The organism is Marmoricola endophyticus, assembly GCF_014644415.1.
GTDB lineage: Bacteria > Actinomycetota > Actinomycetes > Propionibacteriales > Nocardioidaceae > Marmoricola > Marmoricola endophyticus.
In genome coordinates this window covers 765,188-780,490 of sequence record NZ_BMKQ01000001.1, presented here as the reverse complement: position 1 = coordinate 780,490, position 15,303 = coordinate 765,188, and the positions used below count along the sequence as shown (strand labels likewise).

The window sequence follows — 15,303 nt, the reverse complement described above, 5'->3', positions numbered from 1 at the left end:
GGTGCATCGTGCCGCACGGCGGGTGAACAGAACGACCAGAACAGTGACCGTGCTCACACGGTGGCGCAGGATGACGCTCGTCACCAGTCCAGGCGACCAGAACGACTCGATGGAGGACCCGTGAGTACGAGCGCCGCACCGTCCCAGCCCCGGCAGAAGCGGGACCGCACCCACTTCCTCTACATCGCGGTGGTCGTCGCGGTGGTGCTCGGCATCATCGTCGGCTTCGCCTTCCCCGACTTCGCGCAGTCGCTGCAGGTGCTGGCCGACATCTTCATCGGGCTGATCAAGATGATGATCCAGCCGGTGATCTTCTGCACCGTCGTCCTCGGCGTCGGCAGCGTCGCCAGCGCGGCACAGGTCGGCAAGGTGGGCGGCCTCGCGCTGGTCTACTTCCTGGTGCTCTCCACCGTGGCGCTGTTCATCGGCCTGCTGGTGGGCAACCTGATCCAGCCCGGCGACGTCATCCACCTGACGGACAGCGCGGCCGCCGCGGGGGAGAAGCAGGCCTCCGCAGGCGAGGGCTCGACCACGGACTTCATCCTGGGCATCATCCCGACGTCCCTGCTGGCCTCGCTGACCTCGGGCTCGGTGCTGCAGGCGCTCCTGGTCGCGCTGCTGGTCGGCTTCGCGCTGCTCGGCATGGGACCGGCGGGCAAGCCGGTGCTCACCGTGATCGGGCACTTCCAGAAGCTCGTCTTCCGCGTCCTGGCGATGGTCATGTGGGTCGCGCCGGTCGGCGCCTTCGGTGCGATCGCCGCCGTCGTCGGGGCCACCGGCGTCGACGCGCTCAAGGGCCTCGCGCTGCTGATGGGCGCTTTCTACCTGACCTGCGTGCTGTTCGTGTTCATCGTGCTCGGCGCGATCCTCAAGGTGGTCGCGGGCGTCAACGTCTTCGCCCTGATGAAGTACCTCGGCCGCGAGTTCCTGCTGATCCTGTCCACCTCGTCGTCGGAGACGGCGCTGCCGCGGCTGATCGCCAAGATGGAGCACGCCGGCGTCGACAAGACCACCGTCGGCGTGGTCGTACCGACCGGCTACTCCTTCAACCTCGACGGGACGGCGATCTACCTCACGATGGCCTCGCTGTTCATCGCCGAGGCGCTGGACAAGCCGTTCTCCATCGGCCAGCAGGTCTCGCTGCTGGTGTTCATGATCATCGCCAGCAAGGGCGCCGCGGGAGTGAGCGGCGCCGGCCTGGCGACGCTGGCCGGAGGCCTGCAGGCGCACCGGCCCGACCTGGTCCAGGGCGTCGGCCTGATCGTGGGCATCGACCGGTTCATGTCCGAGGCCCGGGCGCTGACCAACTTCGCCGGCAACTCGATCGCGACCGTCGTCATCGGCTCGTGGACGCACAGCGTCGACAAGGCCCGGCTGGACCGGGTGCTCGCCGGCGATCTGCCGTTCGACGAGGCGACGATGGTCGACGACCACGAGGCGAGCGACGAGGCGGCCGCAGCCGTACGCCACTGAGGGGGCGCCGACGAGGCGTGACAGCCTGCTCCCAGAGCAGCCCACCGCCCGAGAGGACCCCACCATGAGCGACGTACTCCGCACCGAGCGCGACGGCAACGTCGAGACCTGGACCATCGATCTGCCCGACCAGCGCAACCCGATCTCCGGGCTGGACGTGATCGAGGCGTTCGAGGAGCAGACCCGGCGGGTGCAGGACGACCTCGAGGTGCGCTGCGTCGTGCTGACCGGTGCCGGGTCGGCGTTCTCCGCGGGCGGCAACGTCGCCGACATGCGGGCGAAGGAGGGCATCTTCGCCGGCAACCCGTGGCAGGTGCGCAACGGCTACCGCAGCGGCATCCAGCGGATCCCGCTGGCGATGGCCGCGTGCGAGGTGCCGATGGTGGCGGCCGTGAACGGCCCCGCCGTCGGCGCCGGGTGCGACCTCGCGCTGATGTGCGACCTGCGGATCGCCTCGACCAGGGGCTGGTTCGCCGAGAGCTTCGTGCAGCTCGGGATCATCCCCGGCGACGGCGGGGCGTGGCTGCTCACCCAGGCCGTCGGCCCGCAGCGCGCCGCGGAGATGGCCCTCACCGGGGACCGCGTGCTCGCCGAGCAGGCCCTCGACTGGGGCCTGGTCACCTCCGTCGTCGAGCCCGACGAGCTGCTGCCCGCCGCGCAGGACCTCGCCGGCCGGGTGGCCAAGAACCCGCCGCACGCGACCCGGATGGCCAAGCGGCTGCTGCGCGAGTCCCAGCGCGCCACGCTGCCCCAGGTGCTCGAGCTCTCCGCGACGATGCAGGCGCTCTCGCACCACACCGCCGACCACGACGAGGCCATGGCGGCGATGGCGGAGAAGCGCCCGGGGACGTACGCCGGGTCCTGAGCCGGCACCGCTCCTGGCCGTACCGTAGGCGCCATGGCGACGGGCGCGACGGACGCGGACGGCGGGCCCCCGCAGCCCGCCGCCGCAGCCTCGCGCGCCGCGGAGCTGCGCCGGATCGGCCCCGCCCGCCTGCTGCGCGCGGTGTGGCGGCTGACCAAGGAGACGACGCTCTCGTGCGTCCACCACCGGGTGACCGGGCTGGCCGCCGAGGCGGCGTTCTTCGCGATTCTGTCGCTGCCGCCGCTGATCTTCGCGCTGGCCGGCGCGATCGGCTACGTCGTCGAGCGGTTCTCGGCCAACCGGGTCGACGAGGTGCGCGAGGCGGTGCTCTCGCTGGCCGGGCAGGCACTGACCCCGGAGACCGTGAACACGATCATCCGTCCGACGCTGAACGACGTGCTCGCCGGCGGGAGGTACGACGTCGTCTCCGTCGGCTTCGTCCTCGCGCTGTGGTCCGGGTCGCGGGCGTTGAACGTCTTCGTCGACACCATCACCATCATGTACGGCCTCGGCGGGGTCCGCGGGATCGTGCGCACCCGCACCCTGTCGTTCTTCCTCTACGTCCTCGGGCTGATCACCGGCATCGTCAGCATCCCGCTGGTGCTGGCCGGGCCGACCCTGGTCCGCGACGTCCTGCCCGACCGGCTGGTCTTCCTCAACGCGCTGTACTGGCCGGTCGTGCTGGTGCTGTGCATCTGCTTCCTGGCCACGCTCTACCACGTCTCGGTCCCGGTGCGGACGCGCTGGCGGCTGAACCTTCCCGGTGCGGTGTTCTCGATGGGCGTGTGGATCTTCGGCTCCGCCCTGCTGCGGCTCGTGCTGGCCGGCACGGCGGGGCAGTCGACCTCGATCTACGGCCCGCTCGCCGCGCCGATCGCGGTGCTGATCTGGCTCTACATCCTCTCCATCGCGGTGCTGATCGGTGCCGCGATCAACGCGACCTTCGACCGGCTCTGGCCCCAGCCGGAGACCACCGGCGCACGGCTCCAGCTGCTGCGCCGGGTGCAGCGGTCCGTACGGACCTGGCGCCCCGGCGGCGAGCGGCCGGCCGACGCCGTACCCCACGAGCCGGAGCAGCGCGGATAAATCTGCCACCGGGTCGGGCAGCGACTCGTATCCTCACAGGATGCTGCCGGCACGGCTCGTCACCGAGGACCGCGGCTGCGTGCTGCGCCTGGACACCGGTGTCGCGGAGGTGCTGACGGCGGCGGGGCGGCGGCGGGCGTCGTACTCCGGACGGATGCTGACCCGGGTCGCGCGGGACCCGGCCGCGGCGCCGGCGCCGGGGGACTGGGTACGCCTGCGGTCCTGGCCCGACGGGCGCACCACCATCGAGGAGTGCCTGACGCCGCGGCGTCCCGAGGGCGCCGACGCGGTGGTGATCCCGCTGCCCGGTCGGCGCCTGCCTGCGTGACATGCTGACGTCGTGGCGAACGTGACCCTGCCGACCCCGGTGCTGCTGGCCGGGGGAGCGCTCTGCCTGGTCGGGGGCTACCTGCTCGGCGCGGTGACCGGGCCGGACACGCCTGACCGTACGACCGCGACCGTGGTGAGCTACCAGCGCGACGACAGCAGGCTGTGCCTGCGCGGGGAGGCGGTCGAGGACCAGCGCGGTGCCGAGGACGGCGAGCTGTGCGGGGTGTGGCGGCGCAGCAACCCGGCGACCCGGGACGACCCGAAGGCCGGCGAGGAGTTCCGCTTCGTGACCCAGGAGGTCTCCGGTCAGGAGGGTGACCAGGGGAGTGGCTCGAGCACCGTCGTGATCTACGGCGACCTGATCGGCTGACGTCCTCGTGCGGGACACGACGACCAAGCTCGTCCGCTTCCCAGCGGCCTCGAGATCACCGTGGTGGCAGCTGGGGCGCCGGCTGCTGCTGGCGGTCGCGATCCTCGTCGGCACGGTGCTGCTGGTCTACCTCGACCGCGACGCGTACCGCGACAGCGCCAAGCCCGGCGGCACGATCGGCCTGTCCGACGCGATCTACTACACGACCGTCACGCTCTCCACGACCGGGTACGGCGACATCGCCCCCGCGACGCAGAGCGCGCGCCTCGTGAACGCCTTCGTCATCACCCCGGCGAGGATCGCCTTCCTGGTGCTCCTGATCGGCACCACCTTGGAGGTGCTCGCCTCGCAGGGGCGCGAGCAGTTCCGCATCGCCCGTTGGAGGAAGAAGATGGACGAGCACGTCGTCGTGATCGGCTACGGCACCAAGGGCCGCAGTGCGGTCGACCTGCTGGCCGGCAACGGCGTCGACCGCGAGCGGATCGTGGTCGTCGACCCGGCGAGCCACGCGGTCGAGGACGCCAACGCGGACGGGCTGGCGGTCATCGCCGGCGACGCCACGCGCCGCGAGGTGCTGCGTCGCGCGGGCGTGGACCGGGCCGAGCAGGTGATCATCACGACCAGCCGGGACGACTCCACCGTGCTCTCGACGCTGACGGTTCGCCAGCTCAACCCCGACGCCTACATCGTCGCCGCGGTCCGGGAGTCGGACAACGTCGAGCTGGTCAAGCAGAGCGGCGCGGACTCGGTGATCACCTCCTCCGACGCCGTCGGGCGGTTGCTGGGGATCTCCTCGATGAGTCCGACGCTCGGCTCGGTGATGGAGGACCTGCTGACGTACGGCCAGGGGCTGGAGGTGGCCGAGCGGGAGCTGCTGGTCACCGAGGTCGGCAAGCAGCCGCAGCAGCTGCGCGACCAGGTGATCGCGGTGGCCCGTGACGACAAGGTGTTCCGCTACTTCGACCCCGCGGTGGCCCTGCTGGCGCGCGGCGACCGGCTGATCGTCGTACGACCCGCGCAGGAGCTGCCCTGGGCGCCCCGGCCGGGCACCCACGGGGAGGACGTCTCCGACGAGGACGAGTAGTGGTCTAGCCCACCCGCGTCGATGTCGATGAACTTCGGCATTCGCCGGACGGGGTTGTCCCACCCACGTAATCTCTTCCTCAGAACCGCTGGTGACCCGAGACGCCAGCGGTTCTCTTAATTTTTCGGGCCTGCGCCGCGCCGTGCGCACCCGCGAGGGTCCAGCCAGGACGCGCCGCGAGCCCTACGCTGGCCCCATGAGCAGCAACGAGCCGCCGCCGTCACGCCTGACGCCCACCGAGAAGCCGGCGGGCGGGCCGGCCGAGACGCCGAAGCCGCCGTCGGACACGAAGGCCGCCCCCGACACGAAGGCGGCCCCGGACACGTCGGCGCCGCCGACGAAGCAGGGGTCGGCCCCCGCGCAGACCACCGACCCGCTGCGCGGCTCCAAGGCCAGCGGCTTCTGGGCGACGGTCGTGGTCCTCGTCGTCGTGCTGGTGCTGCTGGCGGTCTTCGTCCTGCAGAACACCCGCAAAGTGCAGATCGACTTCTTCGGCTGGAGCGGCAGCATCCCGCTCGCTGCCGCGATGATGATCAGCGCGGCGGCCGGGCTCGTGGTCGCCGTGGCGGCCGGCTCGGCCCGCATCCTGCAGCTGCGCCGGCGGGTCAAGCGCGAGCGCAAGGCCGTACGCCCCGCGAAGTAGCGGCCGTGACCACCGTGCTCGTCGTCGACGGCGCGAACGTCGTCGGCGCCCGCCCGGACGGCTGGTGGAAGGACCGCGCCGGTGCCGCGCGGCGCCTGCACGAGAGCCTGCTCGTCGCGGACGTGCCCCAGGAACAGGTCGTCCTCGTCCTCGAGGGCGCAGCGAAGGGCGGCGTACGGCCGGGGCGCGACGGCCACGTGCGTACCCGCCACGCCAAGGGCAACGGCGACGACGAGATCGTCGCCGCCGCCCAGGATGCCTCCGAGGCCGGGCACCGCGTCTACGTCGTCACCGCTGACCGGATCCTCATGGGCCGCGTCGAGCGCTACGGCGCCACCGTCCTCACCCCGACCTGGCTGCTGGCCGAGCTGGGCTGAGCGGGGCTGCTAGAGCCGGTCGTCGGGTCCGGTCACGGGCTTGCGACTGGGAGTCCCGTCGCGGTCACCCGCGGGACGAGGGGACTCGTCGTGGGAGGGGCTCGTGGGTCGATGGTGCTCCACCTCGGCTGCTGCGTGACGGGCGGCCGGCGTGGGTCTCCGTACCGGCCCGCGGCCACCCTGCTCCGCGAGCGCGCTCAGCCGCGCCGAGCTCTCCCCGCGTCGGCGTCTCTGGTGAGCAGGGCGGCACCGACCAGCATGAGCCCGCGTGAGGTGCGCACGTCGAGACCGGTGAGCGCCTCGACGCGGGTCAGCCGGTTGTCGACGGTGTTGGGGTGCACGCCGAGGGTGCGGGCCGTGCGCGTCCGGTTGAGGTCCTGGTCGACGAAGACCCGTAGCGTCTCGAGAAGGCCGTGCTCGCGCGCGACGCTGTCGAGCATGGTCCGCAGCGGGCCGGAGGCCTCGGTGCTCACGGTGAGCTGGAGCTCGAGCAGGTGGTCGCTGCGGCGGACGAGGCCGTGCTCGCGGGTCGGGAGGGCGACGTCGAGCAGACGGTCCGCGCGACGGGACGCCGCAGGGAGGTCGGTGCGGGCGCAGGCGTCCTCCCAGGAGGCGATCACCGTCGTTCCGAGGGCGTCGGCGAGCCTGTCGAGCGTCTCCTCCAACTCCCCGGGCGCGGGGCCCTGCGAGGTCACGGGCAGGAGGACGTGGCCGCGGGAGTCGGTCATGGCGACCAGGACGTGCTCGCCGAGCCCGCCGTGCAGCAGCTCGGTCGCGTGGCGCAGCTTGCGGCGGGTGCCGATGCGTCGCCCCAGGTCGTCCGCGCGGACCTCGGCCGGGGTGTCGCCGATCGCGACGGCGAGGGTCACGTACGACGCGGCGAGACGTACCCCGACCCGTTCGGCCGTCTCCTCGACCGGGCGTCCGTGCACCAGCCCCAGGGCGACGTCGGTGGCGGTCTCCGCGTCCCGGGCGTGCACCGTGACGTACTCGCGCTGGTAGGCGGTGCCGACCGCGCGCACCAACCGCCTGCCCTCGCTGCGCAGGTGGGCCAGGGCGGCGGCGACCAGTCCGGGTGCGACGGGATGAAGCTGCTCGAGCAGCGTCTGCTGGACGACGTCGATGATCCGAAGGTGGGCGTCCAGGAACTCGCTGATCGGCAGGCCCTCGTCGGCACGCTCCTCGGCCCTGCGGACGAACGGCGAGAGCTGGCTCTCTGACAGCTCGGACCGGTCCTCCAGGCAGTCCAGCAGCAGGTAGCCCGCCTGCCGGCCGGTCTGGGTGACGCGTCGGTAGAGCGCATCGAGGTCGTGACGGCGCTCGGTCGGTGAGCTGCGGTAGAGCGGGGAGTCGGCGACGTAGGTGTCCACTGCGGCCGTGATCCTCGCGGGGAGCGCGGACCTCGTACGACGCAGTGCTGCGCTCAGGTCGGGCGCCTCCTGTTGTGACATCTCACAACACCCTACGACGATGGTTGGGTCAAGACGTGATGGTGGTCACGTCGATCCCGCCAGAGGGTGGATCTATGCCCATCACGAGCAACCGTCCCGGAGCACCGATCGAGGAGCTCGCGTCATGACCGCGGCACAGCACGACCTACGATCCCGCCCGGTCCGGGTCGAGGGCTCCCGTCGCTGGGTGGTGACCGCACTGCTGTTCACCTTCATGCTCATCAACTTCGCCGACAAGGCGGCACTCGGTCTTGCGGCCAAGCCGCTGAGCCGGGACTTCGGTCTGGACGCCGAGGCGTTCGGGCACGTGGCGAGCAGCTTCTACCTGCTGTTCAGCATCGCCGCCATCCTCGTCGGGTTCCTCGCCGACCGCGTTCCCACGCAGTGGGTGCTCCTGGGGATGGCGCTGGTCTGGTCCGTCGCGCAGCTCCCACTGCTGTGGACGGTATCGGTGTCGCTGCTGGTGGGCAGCCGAGTGGTCCTCGGGGCGGCGGAAGGGCCCGCGTACGGCACGGCCAACCATGCGCTGCACAAGTGGTTCCCGGACGCCGAGCGGCAGACGCCGACCAGCATCGTGGCTCTCGGGGCGAGTGTGGGCAGCCTGCTCGCGGCACCGGGCCTGACGGCGGTCATCGTGTCCTTCGGCTGGCGGGCGGCCTTCGGGCTGCTGGCGGCGATCGGGCTGGTCTGGGCGGTGCTGTGGCTGTGGCTCGGTCGCGACGGCCGTGAGCAGACGACCGCCTCGGGTGCGGATGAGCGAGCCAGCACCGACTCGGCGATCGTCGAGCAGCGCGTCGCCTACTGGCGGCTCTTCGTCAACGGGACCTGGGTCGGCAGCACTCTGCTCGGCTTCGCCGCCTACTTCGGACTGGCGTTGACGGTGACCTGGTTGCCGCTCTTCCTGGAGGACGGGCGAGGATTCTCGGCCTCCCAGGCCGGCGTCGCGGTGGCGGTGTTCTGGACCGTCGGGGGACTGATGACCCTTGGGGTGGGGGTCTGGTCCGAGCGGCTGACGCGACGCGGCCTCGCCCCCCGTCGAAGCCGCGGCATGCTGGCGGTGCTGATGGTCGGCGGCGGTGGCCTGCTGGTCGCCGCCGGTGTCTCGGTGAACAGTCCGGTGCTGAGCCTGCTGCTGCTCGTGGTCGGCCTGGGCGCACCGGGGACGGTGTTCGCGCTCGGGCAGACCCTGGCCGGCGGGCTGTGCCCCACGGGGCAGCGAGGCGCTGTCCTCGGGGTGAGCGTCGGCGTCTCCACGCTGGCCGGAGTGCTGGCACCGAGCGTGATGGGCTCGCTGGTGGGGAGCGCGAGCACCGCGCTCGACGGGTACGACGCAGGGTTCCTGGTCCTGGCGGCGCTCTGCGTCGTCTGCTCCGTCATCGGCGCGCTGGCGATCGACCCCGACCGCGACCTGCTGCGGATCCACGGGCGCGGCGCCGACGCAGTCGAGGGTGTCCGGTGACGTCGCGGCTCGACCCGCTGCTCCGGCCGCGCTCGGTCGCCGTCGTGGGTGTCTCGGCGACGAGCCGGCTCTCCTGGGGTCGTCTCACGCTCCACCGTCTGCTGCAGGGTGGCTTCCCGGGCCCGGTCGGCGCGGTCGGTCGAGAGGGTCTGGAGCTCGCAGGGGCCGAGTGCGCATCCGACCTCGGTCAGCTCTCCTTCGTGCCCGACCTGGTCGTGGTGGCGACGCCGGCTCTCGCTGCGGTCGACGTCGTCGGTCGATGCGCGGAGCTCGGCGTCGGTGCGGCCGTCGTCTACGCCTCGGGCTTCGCCGACCTCGGGTACGTCGAGCTGCAGGAGGAGCTGCGCGAGGCGGCCGGCTCGATGCCCCTGCTGGGGCCGAACTGTCTGGGCGTCGTCAACCGTGAGGCGAGGCTCTCGGTGACCACGACCGCGTTCCTCGACCGACCGGCGGGGCCGGCCGGCCCGGTGGCCGTGGTCACCCAGAGCGGTGCCGTCGGCTTCGTCCTCGCCGACCTGCTCGAGTCCGCGGGCGTGGGTTTCACCGGCTACGCGAGCACGGGCAACGAAGCGGTGCTGACGTCCACGGAGATGGCCACGGCACTGCTGGAGCACGACGAGGTGCAGGTGCTCGTGCTCTACCTGGAGGGTGTGCGCGACGCCGAGGGCCTGCGCACCCTCGGCCGCCGCGCCCGGGAGCAGGGCAAGAAGGTCGTCCTGCTGGCCGTGGGCAGCAGCGACGCCGGACGTCGCGCCGCCCTGTCCCACACGGCGGCGGTCCTGGGCGACCACGCACTGCTGCGGGCGTTGTGCGACCAGGTCGGTATCGAGCTGGTCGGCGACGACGACGCCGTGGTCGACGCGGTGCTGAACGCCCGACGCGGCCTGTCGCTCCCCGCGGGGCCACGCTTCGCTGTCCTGACGATGTCCGGCGGTGCCGGTGGAGTGCTCGGCGACGCGCTGACCGCTCGCGGGGCGCGGCTCTCTGCGCTCTCGCGGGACACGGTCACGGCTCTCGGGGACGTCGGCGTCGTCGAGGCCGGCATCGACAACCCGGTGGACCTGGGTGGCAACTTCTTCGGCTCGCTGGGCAAGGTCGACAAGCTCCTCGACATCCTCGACGCCGACCCCGATATCGACGCGATCGTCGTCTACCTGACCTTCGGGGACCGGTTCCCCGACCAGTACGCCGACATCGCCGCACTCGTCGGAGCGCTGCGGACGCCGGCCTGGTTCGTCTGGGCCTGTGCCCCGCCCGGCGGCGTCGAGGGGCTGGCGATGCCCGACACGGTGCTGCCGAGCATCGGCGCACTGCTGCGGCGGCTCGACCCGCTGCTCGTCACCGGCGCCGTCGACGAGCCCGAGGAGGAGGTCACGCACCGGCCCGACACCACGGTGCTCTCCGAGCGGTTCGCTCGCGACCTGCTGGCGTCGTACGACGTCGAGCACGTGCCGACGCTCTGGGCGTCCGACGCCTCCCTGGCCGGGCTCGTCGACGACGCCGGGTGGACTGGCCCGTACGTGCTCAAGGGCGACGCGGCGGACCTGCCGCACCGCGCGAGCGCCGGGCTGGTACACCTCGGCGTCGAGCGCGACGAGCTGGTCGAGCGGACCGAGGAGGTGCTCGCCCGGCTGCGAGAGGCCTCGCACGCAGACGGGGCCGCGGTGGTCGCCCAGCCGCTCGTCGCCCACGACCTGGAGCTCGCGCTTGGTGCCGTCCGCGACCCGACGTACGGCGTCAACCTGCTGGTCTCGGCCGGTGGTGGAGACGTCGAGGGCGAAGCAACCCTGCGGCGCAGCCTGCACGTCCCGGCGCCCGACGCCGAACGGCTCAGCTTGCTGACCTGGGTGGAGGACCAGCTCGGGGTGAGCGCCGGCTTGGTCGACCCGGTGCTGCGGGGCCTCGAGCGGCTGATGACCGAGCGTCGCGACGTCACCGAGGTCGACCTCAACCCGCTGTGCCCGTACGAGGGCCGCCTGCTGGCGCTCGACGCGCTGATCACACTCTCCGACCACGAGACGAACAGGAGCATCAGATGAGCGACTTCTTGGACTTCGCCGACCGGGTGTGGCGCGGCGCCGAGGACGCCGCGTCGTACCACCGTGGCGAGTGGCGCGGCGACGGTCTGCAGCCGGTGGCAGACGGGGTGTGGATGTGGCCGGCGTTCGGCAACGTCTACGTCGTGCCCACCGACGACGGGCCGATGCTCCTCGACACCGGCGACCAGCGCCGGGCCGAGGACCTGTTCGCGGTGGTCCGCGACCTCGACGACCGTCCGCTGCACACCGCGGTCTACTCCCACGGGCACATCGACCACGTCTTCGGGGTCGACCCCTTCGACCGGGTCGCTGCCGAGCAGGGCCTGCCCGCTCCCCGTGTGGTGGCGCAGGAGCTGGTCGTTCCCCGCTTCGACCGCTACCGGTTGACCCGCGGGTTCAACACCGTCATCAACCAGCGGCAGTTCCAGGCCCCGGGGCTGGAGTGGCCCGACCGCTACCGCTATCCCGACCTGACGTACGCCGACGAGCTGACCCTCGACGTCGGCGGCGTCGGCGTCGAGCTGCGGCACGGCCTGGGGGAGACCGACGACGCGACCATGGCCTGGCTGCCCGACAAGGGGGTCCTCGCCTGCGGCGACTTCTTCATCTGGGCCAGCCCGAACGCCGGCAACCCGCAGAAGGTGCAGCGCTTCGCCCGCGAGTGGGCCCAGGCGCTTCGGTGGATGGCGGGGCTCGGCGCCCAGGTGCTGCTGCCGGGTCACGGACTGCCGATCGTCGGCGTCGAGCGGGTCGCGCAGAGCCTCTCCGAGGCCGCCGAGCTCCTCGAGGTCGTGCACGACCAGACCGTCGCGCTGATGAACGAGGGCGCCCTGCTGGACGAGGTGGTCCACGAGGTGAAGGCGCCCTCCGAGCTGCTCGAGCGTCCCTACCTGCGCCCGTCGTACGACGAGCCAGAGTTCGTCGTACGCAACGTGTGGCGGCGCTACGGCGGCTGGTGGGACGGCGATCCCGCCCACCTCAAGCCGGCGACGTCACGGGAGCTGGCGCGCGAGGTCGCCGCGCTCGGCGGGGGAGCGCCCGAGCTCGCCGCCCGCGCCGGCGAGCTGCTGGACCGCGGCGAGTGGCGCCTCGCGGGTCACTTCGCGCAGATGGCGGTCGACGCCGACCCGGAGTCGGTCGACGCACACCGAGCCAGGGTGAAGGTCTACCGCGAGCTCGAGCAGCGGGCGACCTCGACGATGGCCAAGGGCGTCTACGGGTGGGCCGTCGCGGAGTCGCGGGCTGCGCTGGAGGGGAACACCCGGGAGGAGGAGCTCCGCGCCAAGACCGCTGGGCGCTCGACCTGGGCGTTCTGAGGCGGCTCGATCGCGGAGGTCGAGCCTGGCGGGACCAGGCGCCGCTCTCACAGCCGAGCGGCGGCGCGCACGAGGCCGGCGACCCCCGGCGACGTGCTGTGCGCCGGCCACGCGATCACGGTGGTGACCCGGGGCGCGTCGCTCAGGGGGACGACGGCCAGGCCGTCGCGCAGGTTCTCCTGCGCCGATGCGGGCAGCATGATCGCGGTGCGGCGCAGTCGTACGAGCTGAAGGACCTGGGTGAGGTCGAACAGCTCGGGCCCGGGACCGTCGGGGTAGCTGCTGTCCAGGTTCGGCCACCGCGGCAGCGGCAGATCGGGGATGGAGCTCGCCTCGGCCACCGTGATCGAGCTGCGGGTGCTGAGCGGGTGACCACTGGGCAGGATGAGGACCTGATCCTCGACGGTGAGCGGGTCGGTGTCGAAGCCGCTCAGGTCGTCGAACGGCTTGTGCAGGATCGCGACGTCGGCCCGGCCGTCGCGCAGCATCAGGGCCTGGTGGCGGGGTGGGCTGAGGACCACGTCGACCTCGACCGCGTCGGGCTCGGCCGCGTACGCGTCGAGCAGCTTGGCCATCAGCTCGCTCGAGGCGCCCGCCTTCGCCGTGAGCACGACCGGTGCCCGCCCGGGGGAGCGGGCGTCGCGGAGGGCGCGCCGCTCCGCCGCCTCGAACGCCGCCAGGGCGGCTCGGCCCTCGCGCAGGAGGGTCTCGCCGGTGCTGGTCAGGTCGACGCCGCGGGGCGTACGCACGAACAGGTCGGCGCCGAGCCTTCGCTCGAGCTGGGCGATCGCGCGGGACAGGGGCGGCTGGGCCATCTTGAGCCGCTCGGCGGCCCGGCCGAAGTGCGACTCCTCGGCGACGGCCACGAAGTAGCGCAGCTCGCGACTCTCCACCCAGCCGAGAATAGTCCTCACCTGGTGCCATACCCCGGCGGTATCAAGCCTGACCCAGCCGGTGTTGGGGGAGCCGCACGGCGCGAGCACAGACTCGCGCCATGACCGAGAACACGACAGACAAGCTCACCGGCAACGGGAGGACGGCCCTGGTCACCGGGGCCAACAAGGGGATCGGGTACGAGATCGCCGCCGGACTGGCCCGCCTCGGCTTCAGCGTCGGTGTCGGCGCCCGCGACGAGGCGCGTCGCCAGGACGCGGTGGACCGGCTGCGTGCCGAGGGCCTCGACGTCTTCGGCGTCGCGCTCGACGTGACCGACGACGCCAGCGTCGCCGCCGCGGCGGCCCAGCTCGAGGAGCGCGGTGGCCTCGACGTGCTGGTCAACAACGCCGGCATCACCGGCGGGGCGCCGCAGGAGCCGACCAAAGCCAGCCCCGACCAGGTGCGCGAGGCGGTGGAGGTCAACGTGATCGGAGTGATCCGTACGACCAACGCGCTGCTGCCACTGCTGCGCCGCGCCCCGTCCCCGCGGATCGTCAACGTCTCGAGCACGGTCGGCTCGCTCGGCCTGCAGACCGCGCAGGCCGACGCCGTCGGCCCGATCTCGGCGGTGTACTCCCCGACGAAGACGTACCTCAACGCGGTGACGGTGCAGTACGCCAAGGAGCTCGCCGACACGAACGTCCTCATCAACGCCGGCTGCCCGGGCTACGTCGCGACGGACCTCAACGGGCACCAGGGGTTCCGCACGCCGGAGCAGGGGGCCGCGGTCTTCCTCGAGCTCGCCACCCTCCCCGACGACGGGCCGCGCGGCACCTTCCGCGACGAGACCGGCATCCAGCCCTGGTGAGTCGGGACGGTTTCGGGCTGGACATGGCTCCGCCCGCCCGGGCACATCCCGGGCGGGCGGAAGCTAGCCGTCCTTGCGGGTGACGGCTAGAACCAGTGCTTTCGACCACCCACGGCCCGGCCGGTGGCACCGAGGACCCACAGCACGACGCCGACGATCGCGAGGATCGCACCGATCGTGTAGAGGATCGGTATGTTCGCGACCGCTCCGATGATGATGAGGATGACGCCCAGAATGATCATGGTGATTCCTTCTCGTTGAGGCCGACAGAGTGTCGGCTAGTGACGACCCTCTCGCGTCGGTGCCGTCGTGGGCTACAGCGCAACGGGCGAGTCGGCGACGGGGAGCGGTGACCAAGGCAGCAGGCCCGCCGCCCGGCCCCGGCGACACCTGTGGAGCGTCATTCGCGAGGGTGGACCGAGAAGGCCGTGGGTCGGCGAGGCTGAAGGGATCCACGACACGAAGGAGCACCCCATGTCTGATGACGCCAAGGCGGCCAAGCAGCTGGTCGAGACGCTGAAGGACGGCGAGCGAGGCCTCAGCGACGCAGCCGAGAAGCTGCGTGGTGACGGGCACGCCGAGTGGGCTGCGACCCTGCAGCACCTGTCGTCGCAGCGTGCCGGCTTCTGGCGCGAGATCGTCGGCCTGGGTCACGACTACGGCGACGACGTCGAGGAGAGCGGCAGTGCCGCGGCAGCGCTGCACCGTGGCTGGATCTCACTGAAGGACGCGCTGACCAGCGACGACCCGTCCGCCGTGCTCAAGGCAGCCGTGACCGGTGAGGATCACGCGGTCTCGACCTACGAGGACGCCGTGGGTATGGACCTCAGTGCAGGCTTCCGCGAGGTCGTCGTACGCCAGCAGGCGGCCGTCAACGCTGCCCGTGAGGAGGTCCGGGACCTGGAGAGCGCGGGCTGACGGGCGCCCACGTCGTCATCGCCGGCGGCGTCTGGGTGTGCCGCGACCACCGGAACCGTTCGGCAACGGCAGCAGTTCGAGGGCTCGTCGGCCGACGCCGGGCTCCGGTGCTGCGCGGCTGAAGCATCGAGTTCTCGGCGAACTCTGG

16 protein-coding genes are annotated in these 15,303 nt (G+C 72.0%); 13 read left to right on the top strand and 3 right to left on the bottom strand.

Annotated elements, in window-relative coordinates:
* Window positions 1-120 precede the first annotated feature (120 nt).
* From IEX42_RS03825 to IEX42_RS03790, 8 genes are all read left to right on the top strand, one after another.
* Window positions 121-1,473, top strand: coding sequence for a cation:dicarboxylate symporter family transporter (locus tag IEX42_RS03825; protein ID WP_188778371.1), 1,353 nt, complete (start codon window positions 121-123; stop codon window positions 1,471-1,473).
* Window positions 1,474-1,537: 64 nt separating this feature from the next.
* Window positions 1,538-2,338: a crotonase/enoyl-CoA hydratase family protein gene (locus IEX42_RS03820; protein ID WP_188778369.1), complete on the top strand. Its 801-nt coding sequence runs from the start codon at window positions 1,538-1,540 to the stop codon at window positions 2,336-2,338.
* A 33-nt stretch (window positions 2,339-2,371) separates the two neighbouring features.
* On the top strand, window positions 2,372-3,424 hold the full coding sequence (locus IEX42_RS03815) for a YihY/virulence factor BrkB family protein (RefSeq protein WP_188778367.1): 1,053 nt from the start codon (window positions 2,372-2,374) through the stop codon (window positions 3,422-3,424).
* Between the two features lie 40 nt (window positions 3,425-3,464).
* On the top strand, window positions 3,465-3,752 hold the full coding sequence (locus IEX42_RS03810; RefSeq protein ID WP_188778365.1) for a hypothetical protein: 288 nt from the start codon (window positions 3,465-3,467) through the stop codon (window positions 3,750-3,752).
* A gap of 12 nt (window positions 3,753-3,764) precedes the next feature.
* The gene (locus tag IEX42_RS03805) at window positions 3,765-4,124 is read left to right on the top strand and encodes a hypothetical protein (protein WP_188778363.1); all 360 of its coding nucleotides are present in this window, start codon (window positions 3,765-3,767) and stop codon (window positions 4,122-4,124) included.
* A gap of 7 nt (window positions 4,125-4,131) precedes the next feature.
* Window positions 4,132-5,208, top strand: coding sequence for a potassium channel family protein (locus tag IEX42_RS03800; protein ID WP_229660574.1), 1,077 nt, complete (start codon window positions 4,132-4,134; stop codon window positions 5,206-5,208).
* Window positions 5,209-5,404: 196 nt separating this feature from the next.
* Window positions 5,405-5,851 carry a lipopolysaccharide assembly protein LapA domain-containing protein gene (locus tag IEX42_RS03795; protein ID WP_188778362.1) on the top strand — a complete coding sequence of 149 codons (447 nt, stop codon included), beginning with the start codon at window positions 5,405-5,407 and terminating at the stop codon, window positions 5,849-5,851.
* A 5-nt stretch (window positions 5,852-5,856) separates the two neighbouring features.
* On the top strand, window positions 5,857-6,228 hold the full coding sequence (locus IEX42_RS03790) for an NYN domain-containing protein (RefSeq protein WP_188778360.1): 372 nt from the start codon (window positions 5,857-5,859) through the stop codon (window positions 6,226-6,228).
* Window positions 6,229-6,425: 197 nt separating this feature from the next.
* Here the strand turns inward: IEX42_RS03790 and IEX42_RS03785 are convergent, their stop codons facing one another.
* Window positions 6,426-7,679 carry a PucR family transcriptional regulator gene (locus IEX42_RS03785; protein ID WP_188778358.1) on the bottom strand — a complete coding sequence of 418 codons (1,254 nt, stop codon included), beginning with the start codon at window positions 7,677-7,679 and terminating at the stop codon, window positions 6,426-6,428.
* Window positions 7,680-7,803: 124 nt separating this feature from the next.
* On the opposite strand from IEX42_RS03785, the gene IEX42_RS03780 reads away from it, so the two are divergent.
* From IEX42_RS03780 to IEX42_RS03770, 3 genes are read left to right on the top strand one after another with little or no spacing between them, the layout of a single operon-like run.
* Window positions 7,804-9,138: an MFS transporter gene (locus tag IEX42_RS03780; protein ID WP_188778356.1), complete on the top strand. Its 1,335-nt coding sequence runs from the start codon at window positions 7,804-7,806 to the stop codon at window positions 9,136-9,138.
* A complete protein-coding gene (locus IEX42_RS03775) occupies window positions 9,135-11,177 on the top strand; it encodes an acetate--CoA ligase family protein (protein WP_188778354.1) in 2,043 nt (680 codons plus the stop codon). Before IEX42_RS03780 ends, IEX42_RS03775 begins: the two co-directional genes overlap by 4 nt.
* Window positions 11,174-12,493, top strand: coding sequence for an alkyl sulfatase dimerization domain-containing protein (locus IEX42_RS03770; protein WP_188778352.1), 1,320 nt, complete (start codon window positions 11,174-11,176; stop codon window positions 12,491-12,493). Before IEX42_RS03775 ends, IEX42_RS03770 begins: the two co-directional genes overlap by 4 nt.
* 47 nt (window positions 12,494-12,540) lie before the next feature.
* On the opposite strand, the gene IEX42_RS18065 is transcribed toward IEX42_RS03770, so the two are convergent.
* Window positions 12,541-13,386, bottom strand: a complete 846-nt coding sequence (locus tag IEX42_RS18065; protein ID WP_188778350.1) for a LysR family transcriptional regulator — start codon at window positions 13,384-13,386, stop codon at window positions 12,541-12,543.
* A 101-nt stretch (window positions 13,387-13,487) separates the two neighbouring features.
* Here IEX42_RS18065 and IEX42_RS03760 point away from each other — a divergent pair, with 101 nt between their 5' ends.
* Window positions 13,488-14,237, top strand: coding sequence for an SDR family oxidoreductase (locus IEX42_RS03760; protein ID WP_188778349.1), 750 nt, complete (start codon window positions 13,488-13,490; stop codon window positions 14,235-14,237).
* A gap of 86 nt (window positions 14,238-14,323) precedes the next feature.
* Here IEX42_RS03760 and IEX42_RS03755 read toward each other — a convergent pair whose 3' ends face one another.
* A complete protein-coding gene (locus IEX42_RS03755; RefSeq protein ID WP_188778347.1) occupies window positions 14,324-14,479 on the bottom strand; it encodes a DUF6131 family protein in 156 nt (51 codons plus the stop codon).
* A 232-nt stretch (window positions 14,480-14,711) separates the two neighbouring features.
* Here IEX42_RS03755 and IEX42_RS03750 point away from each other — a divergent pair, with 232 nt between their 5' ends.
* Window positions 14,712-15,155 carry a PA2169 family four-helix-bundle protein gene (locus IEX42_RS03750; protein ID WP_188778345.1) on the top strand — a complete coding sequence of 148 codons (444 nt, stop codon included), beginning with the start codon at window positions 14,712-14,714 and terminating at the stop codon, window positions 15,153-15,155.
* Window positions 15,156-15,303 lie beyond the last annotated feature (148 nt).